Raw genomic sequence first — 15,038 nt, 5'->3', positions numbered from 1 at the left:
ACTGTTTCTCAGTTCTCCGGGTACTGGAAGACGTCGTCGAGGGGGACCCCGAACACCCGTGCCAGCTGGAAGGCCATCTCGAGGGAGGGGGAGTAGCGCCCCTGTTCGATGGCGATGATCGTCTGCCGTGTGACACCGACCCGATCCGCGAGCTCGGCCTGCGTCATCTCGCCGGCGGCGAAGCGCAGCGCGCGGAGCGAGTTGGTCACGCGCGTGGGCTTCACCATTCCGGCATCCCCCGACGATAGGCGGTCAGCCGGGCGGCGGCGCCGACGATGGCCGAGAGCACGAACGCCAGGTAGACGGCGTTGGCGATCCAGAACCACGGCGCCTCGACGAGCGAGAGGATCAGCGCCGCGACGGCGCCGATGACGACGAACGCGCCCCCCACGCGCTCTCCGAACGCGAACACCTCGCGATCGCGCTGGTCGCGCTTTCCCGCATCCCGCCGGTTGCCGACCGCCAGCACGATCCGCGCCAGGATGTTGGCCACGATCGCCCCGCCGACCGTCCACAGCAGGAGCGCGGCGTACACGTCGGTGCCCAGGGCGGCCAGCAGGATCAGATAGGTCGCATACCCGGCGACCGCGGTCACCAGGTAGACCCACGAGTTCTTCTCGTCGAACGACATCCGCCGCCTCCACCTCACTCGGTCATGTCAAAGTTTCTGTACATGGCGAGTGTAAGCGTGAGCAGACACGATGTCAAAGCTCTTTTACATGGGGGAATGGCAGCGACGACAACCTGGTTGGATGGAAGCGTGCTCCGAACGATGTTCAAGTCGAAGATCCACCGCGCGACGGTGACGCACGCCGACCTCCATTACGTCGGCTCGCTGACCGTCGACAGCGACCTGATGGCGGCGGCCGACCTGCTGCCGGGGGAGCAGGTCGCCGTGGTGGATGTGACCAACGGCGCGCGCTTCGAGACCTACCTGATCGCCGGGGAGCCGGGCAGCGGCGTCATCGGCGTGAACGGTGCGGCCGCCCACCTCGCGGAGGTCGGCGACACGGTCATCGTCATCTCCTACGCGCAGCTGGACGACGCAGAGGCCCGCACGTTCGTTCCGACCGTTGTGCACGTCGACGCGGCCAACCGCATCCTCGCGATCGGCGACGACCCCGCGGACGCCGTGACGCCGGGCGTCGAACGGCCGCCGCTCGCGCTCTGAGCCGTATCAGCCGCGCTCGGCGGTGATCGCCTTCGCCGCACCCCACAGCGAGCCGACGTTCGCGCGCCCGGGCTGCTTCAGCAGCATCCGCTCGTAGAAGCCCAGCGGGTCGCCCGGCGTCGTCTCGGTCTCCTCGATGTCGCGGAAGTACTGGATGGTCGCCTCGATGTCCGCGGGGGAGTCCGGGCGGTCCGGTTGCTTGTGCCCGCTGACCACCCACCGCGGCTCCAGGGCACGGAGGCGCTCCAGGGCGGCCACCCAGGTGCGGCGCGTCTCCGCCGTCGTCTCGGCGAGGTACGGGTAGGTCGCGTTGTAGACCACGTCGCCGGCGATGACGAGTCCAGCGTCGGGCACCCACAGCGAGGTCGTCCCCTCCGTGTCCGTGTGGCCGGCCTCCACGACGATCAGGTCGTGTCCTTCCAGGCTGAAGCCACCCTCCACGACCTCGGGGAACTCCACCTCGGGGATCTGGCCCGGGAAGAGCCGGCCCCAGAAGTCGTCCCGCCATTCGGGCCGCGCCTGCACCTCCAGCTCGGCGATGGTGCCGGCGGTGGCCAGCGCCCGCACGCCGGGGAACGCGGCACGCAGCTGTCCCACCCCGTACGCGTGGTCGCCGTGACCGTGGGTCAGATAGACGGCGGCGAGCGGGATGTCGTGCGACCGGACCCACTCGATCAGCCGCTCGTTCTGCGCGATGGTCGCGAACGTGTCCACCAGCACGGCCTCATGTTCGCCGACGATGAGGGTCGCCGTGTTGGCGACCCATCGCCATTCCTCGTTGCCCGGCGGGAGGTCGCGGGTGAGTCCTTCGCGTCGCTCCGTGTAGACCTCGAACGTCAGCGGGGTGGTCATGGTGCGTCCTCTCGTCGTCTCGTCGTCTCGTCGTCTCGTCGTCGCCGGTCCGTCACCGCCTGCGCAGTGCGCGCTCGGCGAGGGCCGGGGGCGTGGCGTTGTAGCTATCGTCGTTGACCTCCGCGCCCGGCGCGACGACAGCATCGATGCGGTCGAGCACGTCATCGCCCAGCACGATGTCGGCAGCCGTGAGCAGGCCGTCGAGCTGCTCCTGCGTCCGCGGCCCGATGAGGGCGGCGGTGACAGCGGGATGCGAGGTCACGAACGCGATCGCGAGCTGCGGCATCGTGAGGCCGGCGTCGGCCGCGATCGTCTGCAGCTCGTCGACCGCCCGCACGCGCCGGCGGCCGGCTTCCGTCTCCGGGTCGTACAGCGCGGCCCGGCTCCTGGCGCGATGCGCCGTCTCGGTCCGCGGGCGGCCGGACAGCCACCCTCCGTGAAGCGGGCTGTAGGCCATCACGCCCATCCCGAACTGCTGTGCGACGGGGAAGACCGAGCGCTCCGGCGTCCGCCCGAGGATGGAGTACATCGGCTGCTCGCTCACGAAACGATGGGTGCCGGTCCGTTCGGCGACCCACTGCGCCTCGACGATCTTCTCGGCGGCGAAGGTCGACGCGCCGACGGCGAGCACCTTCCCGGCTCTGATGAGGTCGTCGAGCGCCGACAGGGTCTCGCTCAGATCGGTCGTCCAGTCGTACCGATGGAGCTGGTAGAGGTCGATGCGATCCGTCTTCAGCCGGCGGAGGCTTCCCTCCACCGCCTGCACGATCCAGCGGCGTGACGCGCCGGACTGGTTGGCGTCCTCGCCCATCGGCAGTCCGAACTTCGTCGCGAGCACCACTTCGTCGCGTCGCGAGGAGATAGCCGCGCCGACGATCTCCTCCGACTCGCCCTGCGAATACACGTCTGCGGTATCCACCAGGTTGATGCCCGCATCGAGTGCCCGGTTGATGATTCTGGCGCTGTCGTCGTGGTCGGTGTTCCCCATCGCGCCGAACATCATCGTGCCCAGCGCCAGCTCGCTCACCGACCATCCGGTCGCTCCGAACGTCCGTCGTCTCATCGTGTCCTCCTCCAGAAGCGGATGTCTCCATGCCACCAGCCGGACGACGTGCGCGACGACCACGATCCTGCCGAAGGGCTGCCCGATCCTGCCGACTTCGACCGGATCGGGCACCCTCGCGTTGCCGCGACGGAGCCGCTGTGCTTCGCTACGAGCCATGGAACGACTGGAGGAGCTGCGCGCACTCATCCTGCGGAGCGCCGCCGGAGCGGTCCGCCGCGACGTGGTCGATGGCGTGAGCATCGGCGTTGTGGAGTACGGAACGCGCCCGCGGGCGACGATGACGCATCCCTCCGTGACCGTGCTCGCGGGCGGCCGGAAGCGCACGAGCGTCGGCGACGTCGACTTCGTCTACGGGCCCGGGCAGTTCCTTGTCGCATCCCTCGACCTCCCGGTCACGGGTCACGTCGCCGAGGCGAGCCCCGACGACCCGTTCGTGGTCTTCAGCATGGCGTTGCGTCCGGCGGTCATCGCCGGTCTGCTCCTCGACACGGTGGACGTGGCCGACCCTCCGCGCTTCACCGGGATGGCGGTCGGGGAGGCCTCGGACGACCTCGTCGACGCGGTGATCCGGATGATGCGGCTGCTCGACTCCCCGGCGGATGCCGCAGCTCTCCGCGGGCCGACCGAACGGGAGATCGTGTGGCGCCTCCTCACCGGGCCGCAGGGCGGTCTCGTGCGGCAAATCGGCTCGGCGGACAGCGGCATCGCCCACGTCTCGCGCGCGACGACGTGGCTGCGTGAGAATCTCGCCGAGCCGGTGTCCGTCGCGGCGCTGGCGCGGCTCAGCGGCATGAGCGTGTCCACTTTCCATCGGCACTTCCGCGCGGCGACTTCGCTGACGCCGATCCAGTGGCAGAAGGCGTTGCGGTTGCGGCGGGCGCGCATCCTGTTCGCCGAGGGCGACACGACCGTCGCGGAGGTCGCCTCCGCGGTCGGCTACGGCAGCGTCTCGCAGTTCAGCCGCGAGTACCGCCGCACGTTCGGGCTGTCGCCGGGTCAGGATGCGGCACGGCTGCGTGCGGGCGTCTCGGAGGCCGACGACATCGCCGGTGACGTTGCGGCCGGTGAACCGGCCCGGTGACGGCTGGGCAGCTCGACGACCTCGAACTCCGCCACCACGATCTCCGTGTCGCCGTCGATGCCGGGCCAGGCCGCACGGTGGGCGGCCTGCCACCGGGCGGCCGCATCGTCGGTCCCGCCCGCGACGGCGGGGCGTGCGGGCGCCAGGTCGACGTCGTCGACGCGGCAGGTGGTCACGGCCGCCAGCTCGACGATCGCGACCGGCTCGTCGGTCGAGTCGACCAGCTGGTAGCGGGCGCCGGGCACAGGAAGCGGCTCCCCGTCGCGGAGGTAGTCGGCGAGGGGAATGGTGGTCGCCATCCGCGCTCCATCCAGGATGTGACGCGTGACGTCCTCGCGCTCCGGCCCCGGCCGGCCGAAGGCGACCACCGGCAGCTGCCCCGCGCGAGCCCGGAAGCGCGAGATGCGCTCGGCCGTCCGCATCATGCTTCCTCCGGGAGCGGGTCGCCGTCGTCGTCCATTCGGTCCACCAGCCGGTACACCGCGCGGCGGGGCCAGTCGGTGCTGTCGTCGAGGACGAACACCTCCCACACCTCGTCGTCCCGGTACCGCGCTCGGCCGCGTAGAGCCGCGGGAGGCTCTCCGGGGCCCGCGGTCAGCCGGATCACCGCGTCGACCAGACCCGGTCGCTGCATCACCGCTTCGAATGTGACATCGCCATCCATGTCTGCACCCTAGGGATGCGGGCGGGCGCCGGAAAGCCAGCAGCTCAGCAGGTGGGCTGCGACGCGGGCACCTTCCCTCGGACGAAGTAGTCGTCGACGATGCCGTCGATGCAGCCGACCCCGCGTCCGTAGGCGCCGTGGCCCTCGCCCTTGTGCGTCACCAGGACCCCGCTCGACAGCAGCTTCGACAACGCGACGGCCTGCGAGTACGGCGTCGCCGGGTCGCCGGTGGTGCCGAGGACGAGGATGGGAGCGGCACCCGGCGCCGTGAAGTCCAGGGTCTCCGTCGGCTTCGGGTAGGGCCAGTGCGCACACGCCTTCTCGCTCGCCGCGAAGTTGTCGTACACGCCGATGGAGCCGAGCACCGGCGCGGCGTTGCTGATCCGGTCGATGCCCTCCTGGAAGCCCGGGCTGTCGTCACGGGTGGGCTCCGCGCACCCCACGGCGACGAGCACATCCATCAGGCGTCCGAAGTATTCTCCGTCCGGCAGGCGTTCGTTGGAGCTGTCCGCCTGCTCGAAGACCGGTCCCGCGTCGCCCTTCTTCACTGCCCGCAGCACCTCGGTGACGGTGTCCCAGGAGAACTCGGCGTAGAGGTTGTAGGCGATCGCGTCCACGACCGTGGACGAGTCGAGGAGCCGGCCGTCGGACGCCTTCAGCTTCGTGCGGTCGACGCTCAGGATGAGGTCGTGCGCCTGCTCCTTGGCCTTCGCCAGAGGGCCTTGTACGGGACAGTCGGCCGATTTCAGACATTTCGTGAGGTATGCGGCGAACGCGCGGTCGAAGCCGGCGGCCTGCCGGACACTGCTCTCGAACGAGCCGTACGGCGGCTCCACGGCGCCGTCGAGCACCATCCGTCCGACCTTGGCGGGGAAGAGTGCCGCATAGACGCTGCCGATGTACGTTCCGAACGAGATCCCCAGATAGTTCAGCTTGTCGTCGCCGAGCACTGCTCGCATCATGTCGAGGTCGCGGCTCACGCTGGCGGTGTCGATGTGCGCCAGGAGCGGGCCGGTGTTCTTCACGCACGCATCGACCCACGCCTTCTGACGCGTATCGAGCTCTTTCTCCCAGCCGGCCGAGCCGTACGGGTCGCGGAAGGTTCCGTACAGCATCCGGTCGCGGTCCCGATCGTCCGTGAAACACACGACCGGGGTCGACTCACCGACCCCTCGCGGGTCGAACCCGACCACGTCGTAGTCGGACATCACGCCCTTCGAGCCCTGGAAACCGCGCAGGAACTCGATGCCGGAGCCGCCCGGGCCGCCCGGGTTGATCAGCATCGAACCGCGCGCCTTTCCGCTCTCCGCCGGCCGCTTCGCGATCGCCAGCGTGATGCGCTCTCCGCCCGGGTTCGCCCAGTCGACGGGCGCGATGAGGTCGGCGCACTGCATCCCCGGGTCGAGGCAGGGGGCCCACGACACATCCTGCTTGTAGTACGGCTCGAGTTCGGGGGCGACCTGCTCGTCCGTGTGCGAGCTGAGGGTGGTCGGGGGGACGATCTTCGGCTTCGCCGCCGACACGCACCCCGTCAGCAGCAGCGCCCCGACGACGGCCCCGGCGAGGAGGCGGAGGCCGCCGAGACGATGGACGGATGTTCGGCGCGGGGGAGTCACTGACCTGCGGATGCTCATGCATCCACTATTTCAATCAGACGTGCGAGCGCGCATCCTCCGATCGGATGACGTCGGAGGTGGACGCGACCGCCACGAAGTCCGCCACGAGCGTCGAGCGCCGAGAGGACTCCCAACCCAGGTGGACCGCGGTCTCCGCCAGGTCCACAACCGGCACAGCGCGCACGTCCGGGCGCGTGTAGAACGTGGCGGTCGAGAGGGGGAGAACGGCGATTCCCGCTCCCATCGCGACCAGCTCGAGCTTCTCCTCGACCGTGCGGCTGGGCCTGCGCCCCGGCGCCCGTCCGCGGCGCGAGCCCCCTTCGGTCGCCGTCCATTCGGGCACCGCAGCGGGATCCTGCAGGAGCTGCTCGCCGGTGAGGTCGGCGAGCCGCACCTCGGCGGATGCCGCGAGCGGATGCGTCGACGGGAGCATCGCGACCCGTGGTTCGGTGAACAGACGGACCGAGGCGATGCCGCCGGCGTCGAAGGGTTCGCGCAGGTAGCTGACGTCGGCGCGGCCGTCCAGGAGGACACGCGACTGCTCTTCCCACGTCGTCCGCATGACCTCCACCGTCACGCCAGGATGTGTCTCACGGAAAGCGCGCACGGCACCGGTGACCGTGAGTCCCGGCATGAATCCGACCGTGAACACCGTCTCGCCGCGAGCCGCGACGGCGACACGGCGACGGACGGCGGCCGCCGTGGCGAGCAGGGTCTCGGCCTCGTCGCGCAGCATCCGCCCGTGCTCCGTCAGTTCCGTGCCCCGGGTGTCGCGCACGAACAGCTGAACGCCCAGCTCCGCCTCGAGCACCCGGATCTGCCGCGAGAGCACCGGCTGCGCGATCATCAGCGCCTCCGCCGCACGGCCGAAGTTGAGCGTGTCCGCCACCGCGACGAAATAGCGCAGTCGCCGCAGATCGAGGTCGGTGTTCATCTGTCGATGATGCCACTGATACCCATCGGGTGTCACCGGAGGCGGAAGAGGTCTTGGACGCTCGCGTCGGCTCGGCGGAACACTGGACCCGTCCCACCGAAAGGAACCCCCATGTCTCTGAAGAACTCGCACGTCGTCGTCATCGGCGGAAGCTCCGGCATCGGCCTGGCGACGGCCCGCGCGGCGCTCGACGCCGGCGCACGGGTGACCATCGCATCCAGCCGCACATCGAGTGTGGATGCGGCGCTCGCCCAGCTGCCCACGGCATCCGGGCGCGCCGTGAACGTCCTCGACCCCGCCGACCTGCGGGAGTTCTTCGCCGAGACCGGGGAGGTCGACCACCTGGCCTACACGGCCGGCGAGCCCTTGAGCCTGATGCCGATGAACGAACTGGACCTCGACCGCGCACGCGGCTTCTTTGAGGTGCGCTACTTCGGTGCGCTCAACGCGGTCGGCTCGGCGATCGGCCACCTGGCGCCCGGCGCATCCATCACCCTCACGTCCGGCTCCGCCCGCACGCGGCCCGGAGCAGGATGGGCGGTCGCCTCCAGCCTGTGCGGCGCGATGACGAGCCTGGCCGGCGCACTCGCGGTCGAGCTCGCGCCTGTGCGGGTGAACGTTGTCGAGCCGGGCATCGTGCGCAGCCCGCTGTGGTCCGGCATGAGCGCGGATGACCAGCAGGCGATGTACGACCAGCAGGCTGCCGTCCTGCCCGTCGGTCGCGTCGGCGAGGTCGACGACGTCGCCCAGGCGTTCGTCTACGCGATGACCCAGGAGTTCATGACGGGGACTTCCATCCCCGTCGATGGCGGCGCGCTGCTCGTCTAGCGCGCCTGCGGCCGGGCCCTCAGCGGCACTGCCCGGCGACCGCGATCTGCTGGTCGCTCGGGCGGCCGTAGGCCTCGATGCCGGAGCCCGGCACGTCGAAGCCCATCGCGATCGCCCACGCCGTCGCCCACATCTCGTCGTCGCCCTGGAAGGTCGGACCGTCGAACAGCGGCTTGCACTCCGGACGCACGACCTGCGCGTGCCCGACCTCGTGGGTGATCAGGGCCTTCGCGTTGACGTCGCCGTAGGTCCAGCCCTCCTGCAGGCTGAAGTTGAGGTCGATCGTCGCCCAGCCGCCGTCGCCCTCGTGGTACATCGTCGTCCCCGAGTACCAGCCCTCGCCCAGGCCGCTGACCTTCTCGTGCCACTGGAAGTCGAGGGTGACGCCGTGGGCGATGGAGCGGGCGTAGGCCTCCATCTGCGCGCGTACCGGATACGCCGGGTCCTGCTTGGCCGCCTCGCCGGCTGCCTGCGCCGTGTTGACGCCGTCGATCGCGGAGATCACGGCGAGCAGGCGCGAACCGTCGATGGTCGAGGCCGCCGAGACGTCCGCCTTCGCGTCGTCGATGGCGTGCCGCAGAGTGACCTTGCTCTCGTAGGTCGCGGAGGTGTCGGCCGTGAGCACCTGCTCGCCGTGCGCGGTGAGCTCGGCGGAGACCGCTGCCGCGCTGGTCGACACGGCCTTCTGCGCGGCGGTCAGGGCCTTCAGCTCCGCCGCCCGCGTGCGGCGGGTGGTCTCCTCCTGCTTCGCGAGCTCGAGAGTGCGCTGCACGTCGGCGGAGACGCTCCACGGCATCAGGTCGGGGCTGCCGGCGGCCACCTGCGGCGGGTCGAACGGAGTGAATTTCAGACCCTTCGACGCCTTCGTCAGCGACGCCTGAGCATCGGACAGCGCCTTCGCCGTCGACTCCTGCAGGTAGTCGGGACGCTGCTTCACCCCCCATGCGGACAGCGACAACAGCGCCGCTCGCGCCTTGTCGATCGCCATTCCGCGGCGGTCGGTGACGTCGTCCAGGGCGGTGGATGCGGCCACCAGTTCACGGTGCGCCTGCGACTCGGCCTCCGCGGCGAGAGCGCGCCAACCCCATCCCGCAGCCAGCGTCCCACCGGTGATCAGCAGGAGGGCTGCGGTCGCGACGATCCAGAACCGGCCGCGGCGCCGCGGAGCCGAGGGCGTTGCAGGCGCCGTGGGCGCCGGGGGCGTCGACGTGTCGATCGGCGGAACGGCCTGCGGGGCCGCCTCCTCGGGCTCGGGGCGGCTCTGTCGTTCGTCGCTCACGGGTTCCTCTCGCCGCCGATCTGCATGCATGCAAAAATCCGTCCCGGTCACTCTACGGTAATATTTCTCTCTCGCAAGACCCGTGCTCGGGGGCCGTGCGCTGTCGATCTGCGAGCCTCCACAGACTCTCCCGATGACCCGGGCTGTTCGTTCGGCGAACACTTGTATAGTCGAGCTGCTTGAGGGGCCCGTCCTGCGGTCCGGGGGGAACGAGGGGGCCGCGTGTTCGACGGACTGCTGGCGCTGGACGTCGTCGACGGACCGGTGCCCGTGGTGGTGTTCGCGCTGGCGGCCGCGCTGCTGGTCGGGCTGCTGCTCCGCCGCCCGTCGCTGCGCTGGCTGCTGCGGATCGCGCTCGCGGCTGTCGTCGGGATCCTGGCCGCCGTCGCGACCTGGCTGATCTGCATCCGCTGGCTGAACCTGTTCGGCGAGTCGCTGGGCTTCGGCAACTACGCCTGGATGGCGGTCGCCTTCGTCGGCGTGGCCATCGCCGTGGTCAGCATCCGGAGGCGCCCCGCCTGGCGCACGGCCGTCGCGATCGCCGCCGTCCCGGTGTTCCTCCTGGCGGCCGGCGTCGGCATCAACGCCAACTACGGGCTCAACCGCACCCTCGGCAGCGTTCTCGCCATCGCCGTCCAGAAGCCGCTGAAACTCGCCCCGCCCGCGCTCGCCTCCACGGGGTACGACTCGTCGCTCTGGAAGCACTGGACGCCGCCGGCGGGCATGCCCGCGCACGGGCTGGTCGGCACGGCGAAGATCCCGGCGACCACAAGCGGATTCCACGCGCGGGATGCCGGGCTGTACCTGCCGCCGGCAGCGCGCGTCGCGCATCCACCCGCCCTTCCGCTGATCGTCATGATGATGGGCCAGCCCGGCAATCCGGACCCGGAGCCCATCGCCGAGGTGCTGGACCAGTACGCCGCCACCCACCACGGCCTCGCGCCGGTCGTCGTCGTCGCCGACCAGCTGGGCAGCCCGTACGACGACACGCTGTGCCTCGACACCGCGCGGTTCGGGAAGGCCGAGACCTACGTGACGACGGATGTGACGGCGTGGGCCGAGAGCCATCTCCCGGTCACCCGCGACCACCGGTTCTGGACGGCGGCCGGGTACTCCAACGGCGGGCTGTGCGCGCTGTCGTTCGCGATCGACCATCCGGAGCTGTACGGCGGCATCCTCGACATCTCGGGGGAGGAGTTCCCCGGTGCTGAGCATCCCGACGCGACCCTCCGCGACCAGTTCGACGGCGACCGTCAGGCGTACGAGGCGGCGAAGCCGTTCGTCAAGTTGCGGCAGTTCCGGCATCCGGGCATGACGGCGATCTTCACCGCCTGCCGCGACGACCCCGCGTACCACCACGTCGCGCTCCGGGCGGCTGCCGCAGCCCGAGCGGCCGGGATCGACTCCGCGTTCGCCGATCTGCCGACCGGCGGCCACGGACGGGGCGCGCTGATGGGCGGGCTGACCGAGGGCGTTCGGCTGCTGTATCCGCTGCTCGGGCTGGAGAAGCCGCCGGCCTGATCCGCGCGACCCGATACGCGGCCGCCCTCAGAAGCGCGAGAGCCCGTTGCCGATGATGACCGTCCCGATCACGGTCGCGACGATGATCGCCACCGTCGTGTCGTTACGCAGGAGCCAGCGCTCGGTCGCGGCGAGCGCCGGCCGCGCCTTGTCGGGACGGATCAGGGCGAACAGTGCCGGGCCGCCGACCGAGCTGCCCCCGATGAGCACGTAGATCGCGATGACGATGACATCCTCGGACACCGGGAGCTTCGCCGGCCCGATCACCAGACCGGCGGCGATGGCGAGCAGGATGGACTTCGGCCGGATGTTCAGCGCGAATCCCAGCCCGAGGGCGGGGAGGGAGCGCATCCTGCCGAGGGCCACCATCCACCGGGGGAGCGTCTCGCGTTCCGCCGCCTGCGGGTGCCGTCGCAGCTCGATGACCGCGTAGACGAGCAGGGCGACGCCGACGAGGATCTCCAGGACGCCGACGAAGGGCTCCGGCCCGACCGAGGTGTTCGCCGGGATGGCGTGCAGGAAGATCGCGAAGAGCGACGTGATCGTGACGAGGCCCGCGACGTATCCGACGACGAACAGGGTCGGCACGCGGGGTCGGGCGGCGCCGAGCAGGAGGACGAGCACGGCGAGGATCGGGACGGAGCTGAGCGCGACCGCGACGGCCAGCGGCAGGAGCTGCCCGATGACGCTCAGCATGCGACTCCTTTCGCCGGAGAGCCCGCGGCGAGCCGGCCGCCCGTGCGCCGTCCGCTCAGCCGAGGGTACGACAGCGGGCACCCGTGCGGACAGGCACGGTTCCCCCTGGAAAACGGCGGCGATCCGTGCGATTGATGGAAGCATGCAGAAGCTCTACTACGCGGGAGGGCACATCTTCCTCGACGACGATGTCTGCGACGCACTGGTGCGCTACGCGCAGGCCCTCGCGGATGTCGGCAAGTCGGATCTGGTTGTCGTCCCGGCGCTCTCCGACGAAGGCCTGCGCGGGGAGACCCGCCTGCTCATCGGGCCGGCGAGCCAGCTGTTCACCGCACCGGCGCTCGACCGCGGCGCCGACCTGCAGGATGCGGAGTCGACCCGGTCGATGCGCGACAAGACGGCACGCCTCCAGCCGTCGTCGCCGGTCATCGGCCGGAACTCGGACCTCCCGGAGGAGGACTTCGGATGAGCAGCACCATCCACACGAGGTGAGAGCACACATGGGAACCCTCTTCTACGGCGCCGCGCGCCTGGCCATCAGCTTCGACGACCGCGTTCTCGCCCACCTCCAGATCGCGATCTCCACGAAACTCCGGCGCCATGAGACCTTCATGCTGAATTGGCGCGACAACGAGTCGGTCGGCGACGGCCGGAGCGGCGTGTGGATCGGCCCGCAGACCGACCTGCACTTCAAGTACTCCGGCGGCCGCTTCCCTGAGATCAACCGCGACTGGGTGAACGCGCTGGTCGTGTCCGCGTCGACGCCGCTCGGCCTCCAGCTCCTCGACGAGGGCAGCCTCGAGGGGCCGCCGTCGGGCACCTCGGTGGATCGCTAGGGAGAACGCGGTCGCACCGTGCGAAGCTGAGCACATGCAGCTTCTCACCGACGGCGTGTACCGCCTGCGGAAGGCGACCGGCGCCAACGCGTATCTCGTCGACACGGGCGACGCCTCCGTCGTCATCGACACCGGGACGCCCGGTGGCGCATCCGCCCTGATCGCCGAGCTCCGGGACGAGCACGGTCTGGGGCCGGTGACCGACATCGTGCTCACCCACTACGACCCCGATCACGCGGGGTCGGCCGCGGCGCTGCAGCGGGAGACCGGAGCCCGGGTGTGGATCGGCGCTCGGGATGCCGACATCCTCCGCAGCCAGACGCCACCGCCGACGCGGTTCCGCCGCTTCCTGGCGCGGGTCTGGCGTGCCAGCGACGTTCCGGCGAGCCTGCACGAGCTCCCGGACGAGGGGGAGACGGAGATCGTTCCCGGTGTGCGTGCGATCGCCGCGCCGGGCCATACGCCGGGCCACGTCATCGTCGAGTACCGCGGCGTGGTCTTCGCGGGCGACGCGGTGATGGTCTCGAAGGGGCGCCTCCGCCAGATGCCGTCCGTCCTCACGAGCGACAGGCCCCAGGCGCTCGAAACCGAGCACCTCATCGCGTCCCTCCGCCCCCGCCTCGTCTGCCCCGGCCACGGGGCCCCCGGCCGTCTCACCGCCCCCTGACCCCTCCGCATCTCACCCCTCCGCCCACCGTCGAGTCCGCAAACTTTGCACGCTCCGGCGGCTCACAGCGTGCAGTTTGTGCGGACTCGACGGTGGGCGGATACGAGAGAGGGGTCACTCTCGGGCGACGGAGCGCTGAGCATCGGCCCAGGCGAGCTGCACCGCTTTGCCGATCCACTCGGTGCCCTGGTACACGTTCTCCTCGCCGAGCTCCGCGAGGAGCCCGCTCGCGGCGAGCTGCTGGCGCACCGCCGCCTCGCTGATGACCAGCTTCAACCGGGATGAGGCGGCGGCCAGACTGCGGGCGTACCGGCGGAGGGAGTCGATGAGCGCCAGATCCAGTTCGTCGGTCCCGCGCAGCCGGATGATCACCACCGAGCCTTCCGTCTCCTCGTCGACGCTCGGCAGCTGCCGCTCGAACGAGGGCGCGCTCGCGAAGAACAGGCTCCCGTACGGCTGCAGCACGATTACCTCGCGCGTGCCGACGGTGGCCGGCGGGTCCGATTCGCGCATCCCGCCGCTCGCGTCGAGGTGCACCTGCCGCACCCGCAGCCGATTCGACTGCCGGGCGACGAAGAGGATGATGCCGAGCCCGACTCCGGCGAGCACGGCGAACTGCAACGGGATGACGAGGGTGAGCACGAAGGTGACCGTCATGACCGCTGTGGGCAGGATCCCGCTCTTCACCACCGAGTAGACGCGGCTCGGCTTGATGGCCGCGTAGCCGATCGTCATGAGCAGCCCGGCGAGCGCCGGCATCGCCGTGAGCGCCACGATGCCCGACGCGAACACGATGACCAGCGCCATCGTCACCCCGGCGACGAACAGCGCCAGCTTCGACCGCGCTCCCGCAGTGACCAACAGGGAGGACCCCGACATCGACCCGCCGACGGGCATTCCGCGGAACAGCCCCGACACGATGTTGCCGACGCCTTGCCCGATGAAGTCGCGGGATGCGTTCGCCGGCCGCCCGCTCGCCGTCGGGATGCCCGCGGAAACCCCCGCGCCCTGGATGAGTCCGACGAGCGCCAGGGACACAGCGGGGATCAGCAGATATGGGACGTCGCCGATCGAGGGCAGCGTTGGCAACGGCAGCCCGGCCGGGACCACGACGATGTCGCCGAGCAGCGGCACCCGCGCATCCACCCACAGATTCAGAGCGGCAGCCGTCAGAGACCCGACGACGACCGCGATCACGAGCCCGAACCCGCCCACCGGTGTGCGCTGCAGCACGACGATGGTGAGGATCGTGACGGCACCGACGATCACGGTCGGGATGCTCCATTGCGGGATGTGCCGGAGCAGGTCGATCGACCGCGTCACCCGGTTGCTGCCTTCGCCCGAGTAGCCGGTGAACGCCGACAGCTGGCCGAGGATGATGTTGACACCCACCGCGGTGATGAACCCGGTCATGACATCGGCGGGGACGAAGCGGATCAGCCGTCCGCCCTTCAGCAACCCGGCGATGCACATGACCAGCCCGGTCATGAGGGCGAGCGTGAAAAGCGCGCGGTCCGGGTCGGGACGCGTCTCCAGGTTCGCGTCCTGGATGACGAGGGCCATCGCCCCGGTCGCCTGCACCGCCATGAACGTGCTGCTCGTGAGCACGGCCGCGCCGACCATCCCGTACAGGTACGCGTAGAGACCGGCGAGCGGATTGACGCCTGCGAGCAGCCCGGACGCCAGGCCGTCCGGCACGCTCTCGATGCCGAGGACGATCCCGGCGATGGCGTCCTTGACGATGTCACGGCGACGCAGCCGTCGCTTCTTGGCGCGCACAGGCCACAGGGTAGCGACGGCCGCCGCTCGCGGCTGGACAGCAGTTGA

At 70.3% G+C, this 15,038-nt stretch carries 18 protein-coding genes; 7 read left to right on the top strand and 11 right to left on the bottom strand.

Features of this window, described 5'->3' with window-relative positions; genetic code table 11:
* Positions 1 to 8: 8 nt before the first annotated feature.
* Together ABIC47_RS17680 and ABIC47_RS17675 are read right to left on the bottom strand one after the other, a co-directional pair.
* Positions 9 to 227 (bottom strand): helix-turn-helix transcriptional regulator, encoded by a 219-nt coding sequence (locus ABIC47_RS17680; protein ID WP_018191015.1) that lies wholly within the window; start codon positions 225 to 227, stop codon positions 9 to 11.
* Positions 221 to 631, bottom strand: coding sequence for a hypothetical protein (locus ABIC47_RS17675; protein ID WP_020074745.1), 411 nt, complete (start codon positions 629 to 631; stop codon positions 221 to 223). Before ABIC47_RS17675 ends, ABIC47_RS17680 begins: the two co-directional genes overlap by 7 nt.
* A gap of 129 nt (positions 632 to 760) precedes the next feature.
* On the opposite strand from ABIC47_RS17675, the gene panD reads away from it, so the two are divergent.
* Positions 761 to 1,171 (top strand): aspartate 1-decarboxylase, encoded by a 411-nt coding sequence (gene panD, locus ABIC47_RS17670; protein ID WP_018191017.1) that lies wholly within the window; start codon positions 761 to 763, stop codon positions 1,169 to 1,171.
* A gap of 6 nt (positions 1,172 to 1,177) precedes the next feature.
* Here the strand turns inward: panD and ABIC47_RS17665 are convergent, their stop codons facing one another.
* Both ABIC47_RS17665 and ABIC47_RS17660 read right to left on the bottom strand, forming a co-directional pair.
* Positions 1,178 to 2,023: an MBL fold metallo-hydrolase gene (locus ABIC47_RS17665; protein ID WP_354482531.1), complete on the bottom strand. Its 846-nt coding sequence runs from the start codon at positions 2,021 to 2,023 to the stop codon at positions 1,178 to 1,180.
* Between the two features lie 52 nt (positions 2,024 to 2,075).
* Positions 2,076 to 3,245 (bottom strand): aldo/keto reductase, encoded by a 1,170-nt coding sequence (locus ABIC47_RS17660; protein ID WP_354482528.1) that lies wholly within the window; start codon positions 3,243 to 3,245, stop codon positions 2,076 to 2,078.
* On the opposite strand from ABIC47_RS17660, the gene ABIC47_RS17655 reads away from it, so the two are divergent.
* Positions 3,244 to 4,170 (top strand): AraC family transcriptional regulator, encoded by a 927-nt coding sequence (locus tag ABIC47_RS17655; protein WP_354482525.1) that lies wholly within the window; start codon positions 3,244 to 3,246, stop codon positions 4,168 to 4,170. The genes ABIC47_RS17660 and ABIC47_RS17655 overlap by 2 nt on opposite strands.
* Here the strand turns inward: ABIC47_RS17655 and ABIC47_RS17650 are convergent.
* Genes ABIC47_RS17650 through ABIC47_RS17635 form a run of 4 tightly spaced genes read right to left on the bottom strand, consistent with a single transcriptional unit; the run spans position 4,086 to position 7,384 of the window.
* Complete coding sequence (locus ABIC47_RS17650) at positions 4,086 to 4,595, bottom strand: ASCH domain-containing protein (protein WP_354482522.1); 510 nt, start codon at positions 4,593 to 4,595, stop codon at positions 4,086 to 4,088. The genes ABIC47_RS17655 and ABIC47_RS17650 overlap by 85 nt on opposite strands.
* The gene (locus ABIC47_RS17645) at positions 4,592 to 4,834 is read right to left on the bottom strand and encodes a hypothetical protein (RefSeq protein WP_039731156.1); all 243 of its coding nucleotides are present in this window, start codon (positions 4,832 to 4,834) and stop codon (positions 4,592 to 4,594) included. Before ABIC47_RS17645 ends, ABIC47_RS17650 begins: the two co-directional genes overlap by 4 nt.
* A 44-nt stretch (positions 4,835 to 4,878) precedes the next feature.
* On the bottom strand, positions 4,879 to 6,468 hold the full coding sequence (locus ABIC47_RS17640) for an alpha/beta hydrolase (protein ID WP_354482519.1): 1,590 nt from the start codon (positions 6,466 to 6,468) through the stop codon (positions 4,879 to 4,881).
* Between the two features lie 16 nt (positions 6,469 to 6,484).
* The gene (locus tag ABIC47_RS17635) at positions 6,485 to 7,384 is read right to left on the bottom strand and encodes a LysR substrate-binding domain-containing protein (protein ID WP_354482516.1); all 900 of its coding nucleotides are present in this window, start codon (positions 7,382 to 7,384) and stop codon (positions 6,485 to 6,487) included.
* Between the two features lie 111 nt (positions 7,385 to 7,495).
* Here ABIC47_RS17635 and ABIC47_RS17630 point away from each other — a divergent pair, with 111 nt between their 5' ends.
* On the top strand, positions 7,496 to 8,212 hold the full coding sequence (locus ABIC47_RS17630; RefSeq protein ID WP_354482513.1) for an SDR family oxidoreductase: 717 nt from the start codon (positions 7,496 to 7,498) through the stop codon (positions 8,210 to 8,212).
* A 19-nt stretch (positions 8,213 to 8,231) separates the two neighbouring features.
* Here ABIC47_RS17630 and ABIC47_RS17625 read toward each other — a convergent pair whose 3' ends face one another.
* A complete protein-coding gene (locus ABIC47_RS17625) occupies positions 8,232 to 9,491 on the bottom strand; it encodes a hypothetical protein (RefSeq protein ID WP_354482510.1) in 1,260 nt (419 codons plus the stop codon).
* Between the two features lie 222 nt (positions 9,492 to 9,713).
* On the opposite strand from ABIC47_RS17625, the gene ABIC47_RS17620 reads away from it, so the two are divergent.
* Positions 9,714 to 11,012, top strand: a complete 1,299-nt coding sequence (locus ABIC47_RS17620) for an alpha/beta hydrolase (RefSeq protein WP_354482508.1) — start codon at positions 9,714 to 9,716, stop codon at positions 11,010 to 11,012.
* 27 nt (positions 11,013 to 11,039) lie between these two features.
* Here ABIC47_RS17620 and ABIC47_RS17615 read toward each other — a convergent pair whose 3' ends face one another.
* The gene (locus tag ABIC47_RS17615) at positions 11,040 to 11,708 is read right to left on the bottom strand and encodes a GAP family protein (protein ID WP_018191028.1); all 669 of its coding nucleotides are present in this window, start codon (positions 11,706 to 11,708) and stop codon (positions 11,040 to 11,042) included.
* A gap of 142 nt (positions 11,709 to 11,850) precedes the next feature.
* Here ABIC47_RS17615 and ABIC47_RS17610 point away from each other — a divergent pair, with 142 nt between their 5' ends.
* The 3 genes from ABIC47_RS17610 to ABIC47_RS17600 are packed head-to-tail and all read left to right on the top strand — an operon-like array spanning position 11,851 to position 13,211.
* Positions 11,851 to 12,177, top strand: a complete 327-nt coding sequence (locus tag ABIC47_RS17610) for a hypothetical protein (protein ID WP_354482504.1) — start codon at positions 11,851 to 11,853, stop codon at positions 12,175 to 12,177.
* 31 nt (positions 12,178 to 12,208) lie between these two features.
* Positions 12,209 to 12,544, top strand: a complete 336-nt coding sequence (locus ABIC47_RS17605; RefSeq protein WP_354482501.1) for a DUF7882 family protein — start codon at positions 12,209 to 12,211, stop codon at positions 12,542 to 12,544.
* Between the two features lie 34 nt (positions 12,545 to 12,578).
* On the top strand, positions 12,579 to 13,211 hold the full coding sequence (locus ABIC47_RS17600; RefSeq protein WP_354482498.1) for an MBL fold metallo-hydrolase: 633 nt from the start codon (positions 12,579 to 12,581) through the stop codon (positions 13,209 to 13,211).
* A 114-nt stretch (positions 13,212 to 13,325) separates the two neighbouring features.
* On the opposite strand, the gene ABIC47_RS17595 is transcribed toward ABIC47_RS17600, so the two are convergent.
* Positions 13,326 to 14,990, bottom strand: a complete 1,665-nt coding sequence (locus ABIC47_RS17595) for a SulP family inorganic anion transporter (RefSeq protein ID WP_354482495.1) — start codon at positions 14,988 to 14,990, stop codon at positions 13,326 to 13,328.
* Between the last annotated feature and the right edge of the window lie 48 nt (positions 14,991 to 15,038).

This window comes from Leifsonia sp. 563 (assembly GCF_040545055.1).
Taxonomy (GTDB): Bacteria; Actinomycetota; Actinomycetes; order Actinomycetales; family Microbacteriaceae; genus Leifsonia.
The sequence above is the reverse complement of the archived record's forward strand: the minus strand, read 5'-3'. Positions and strand labels throughout refer to the sequence as shown.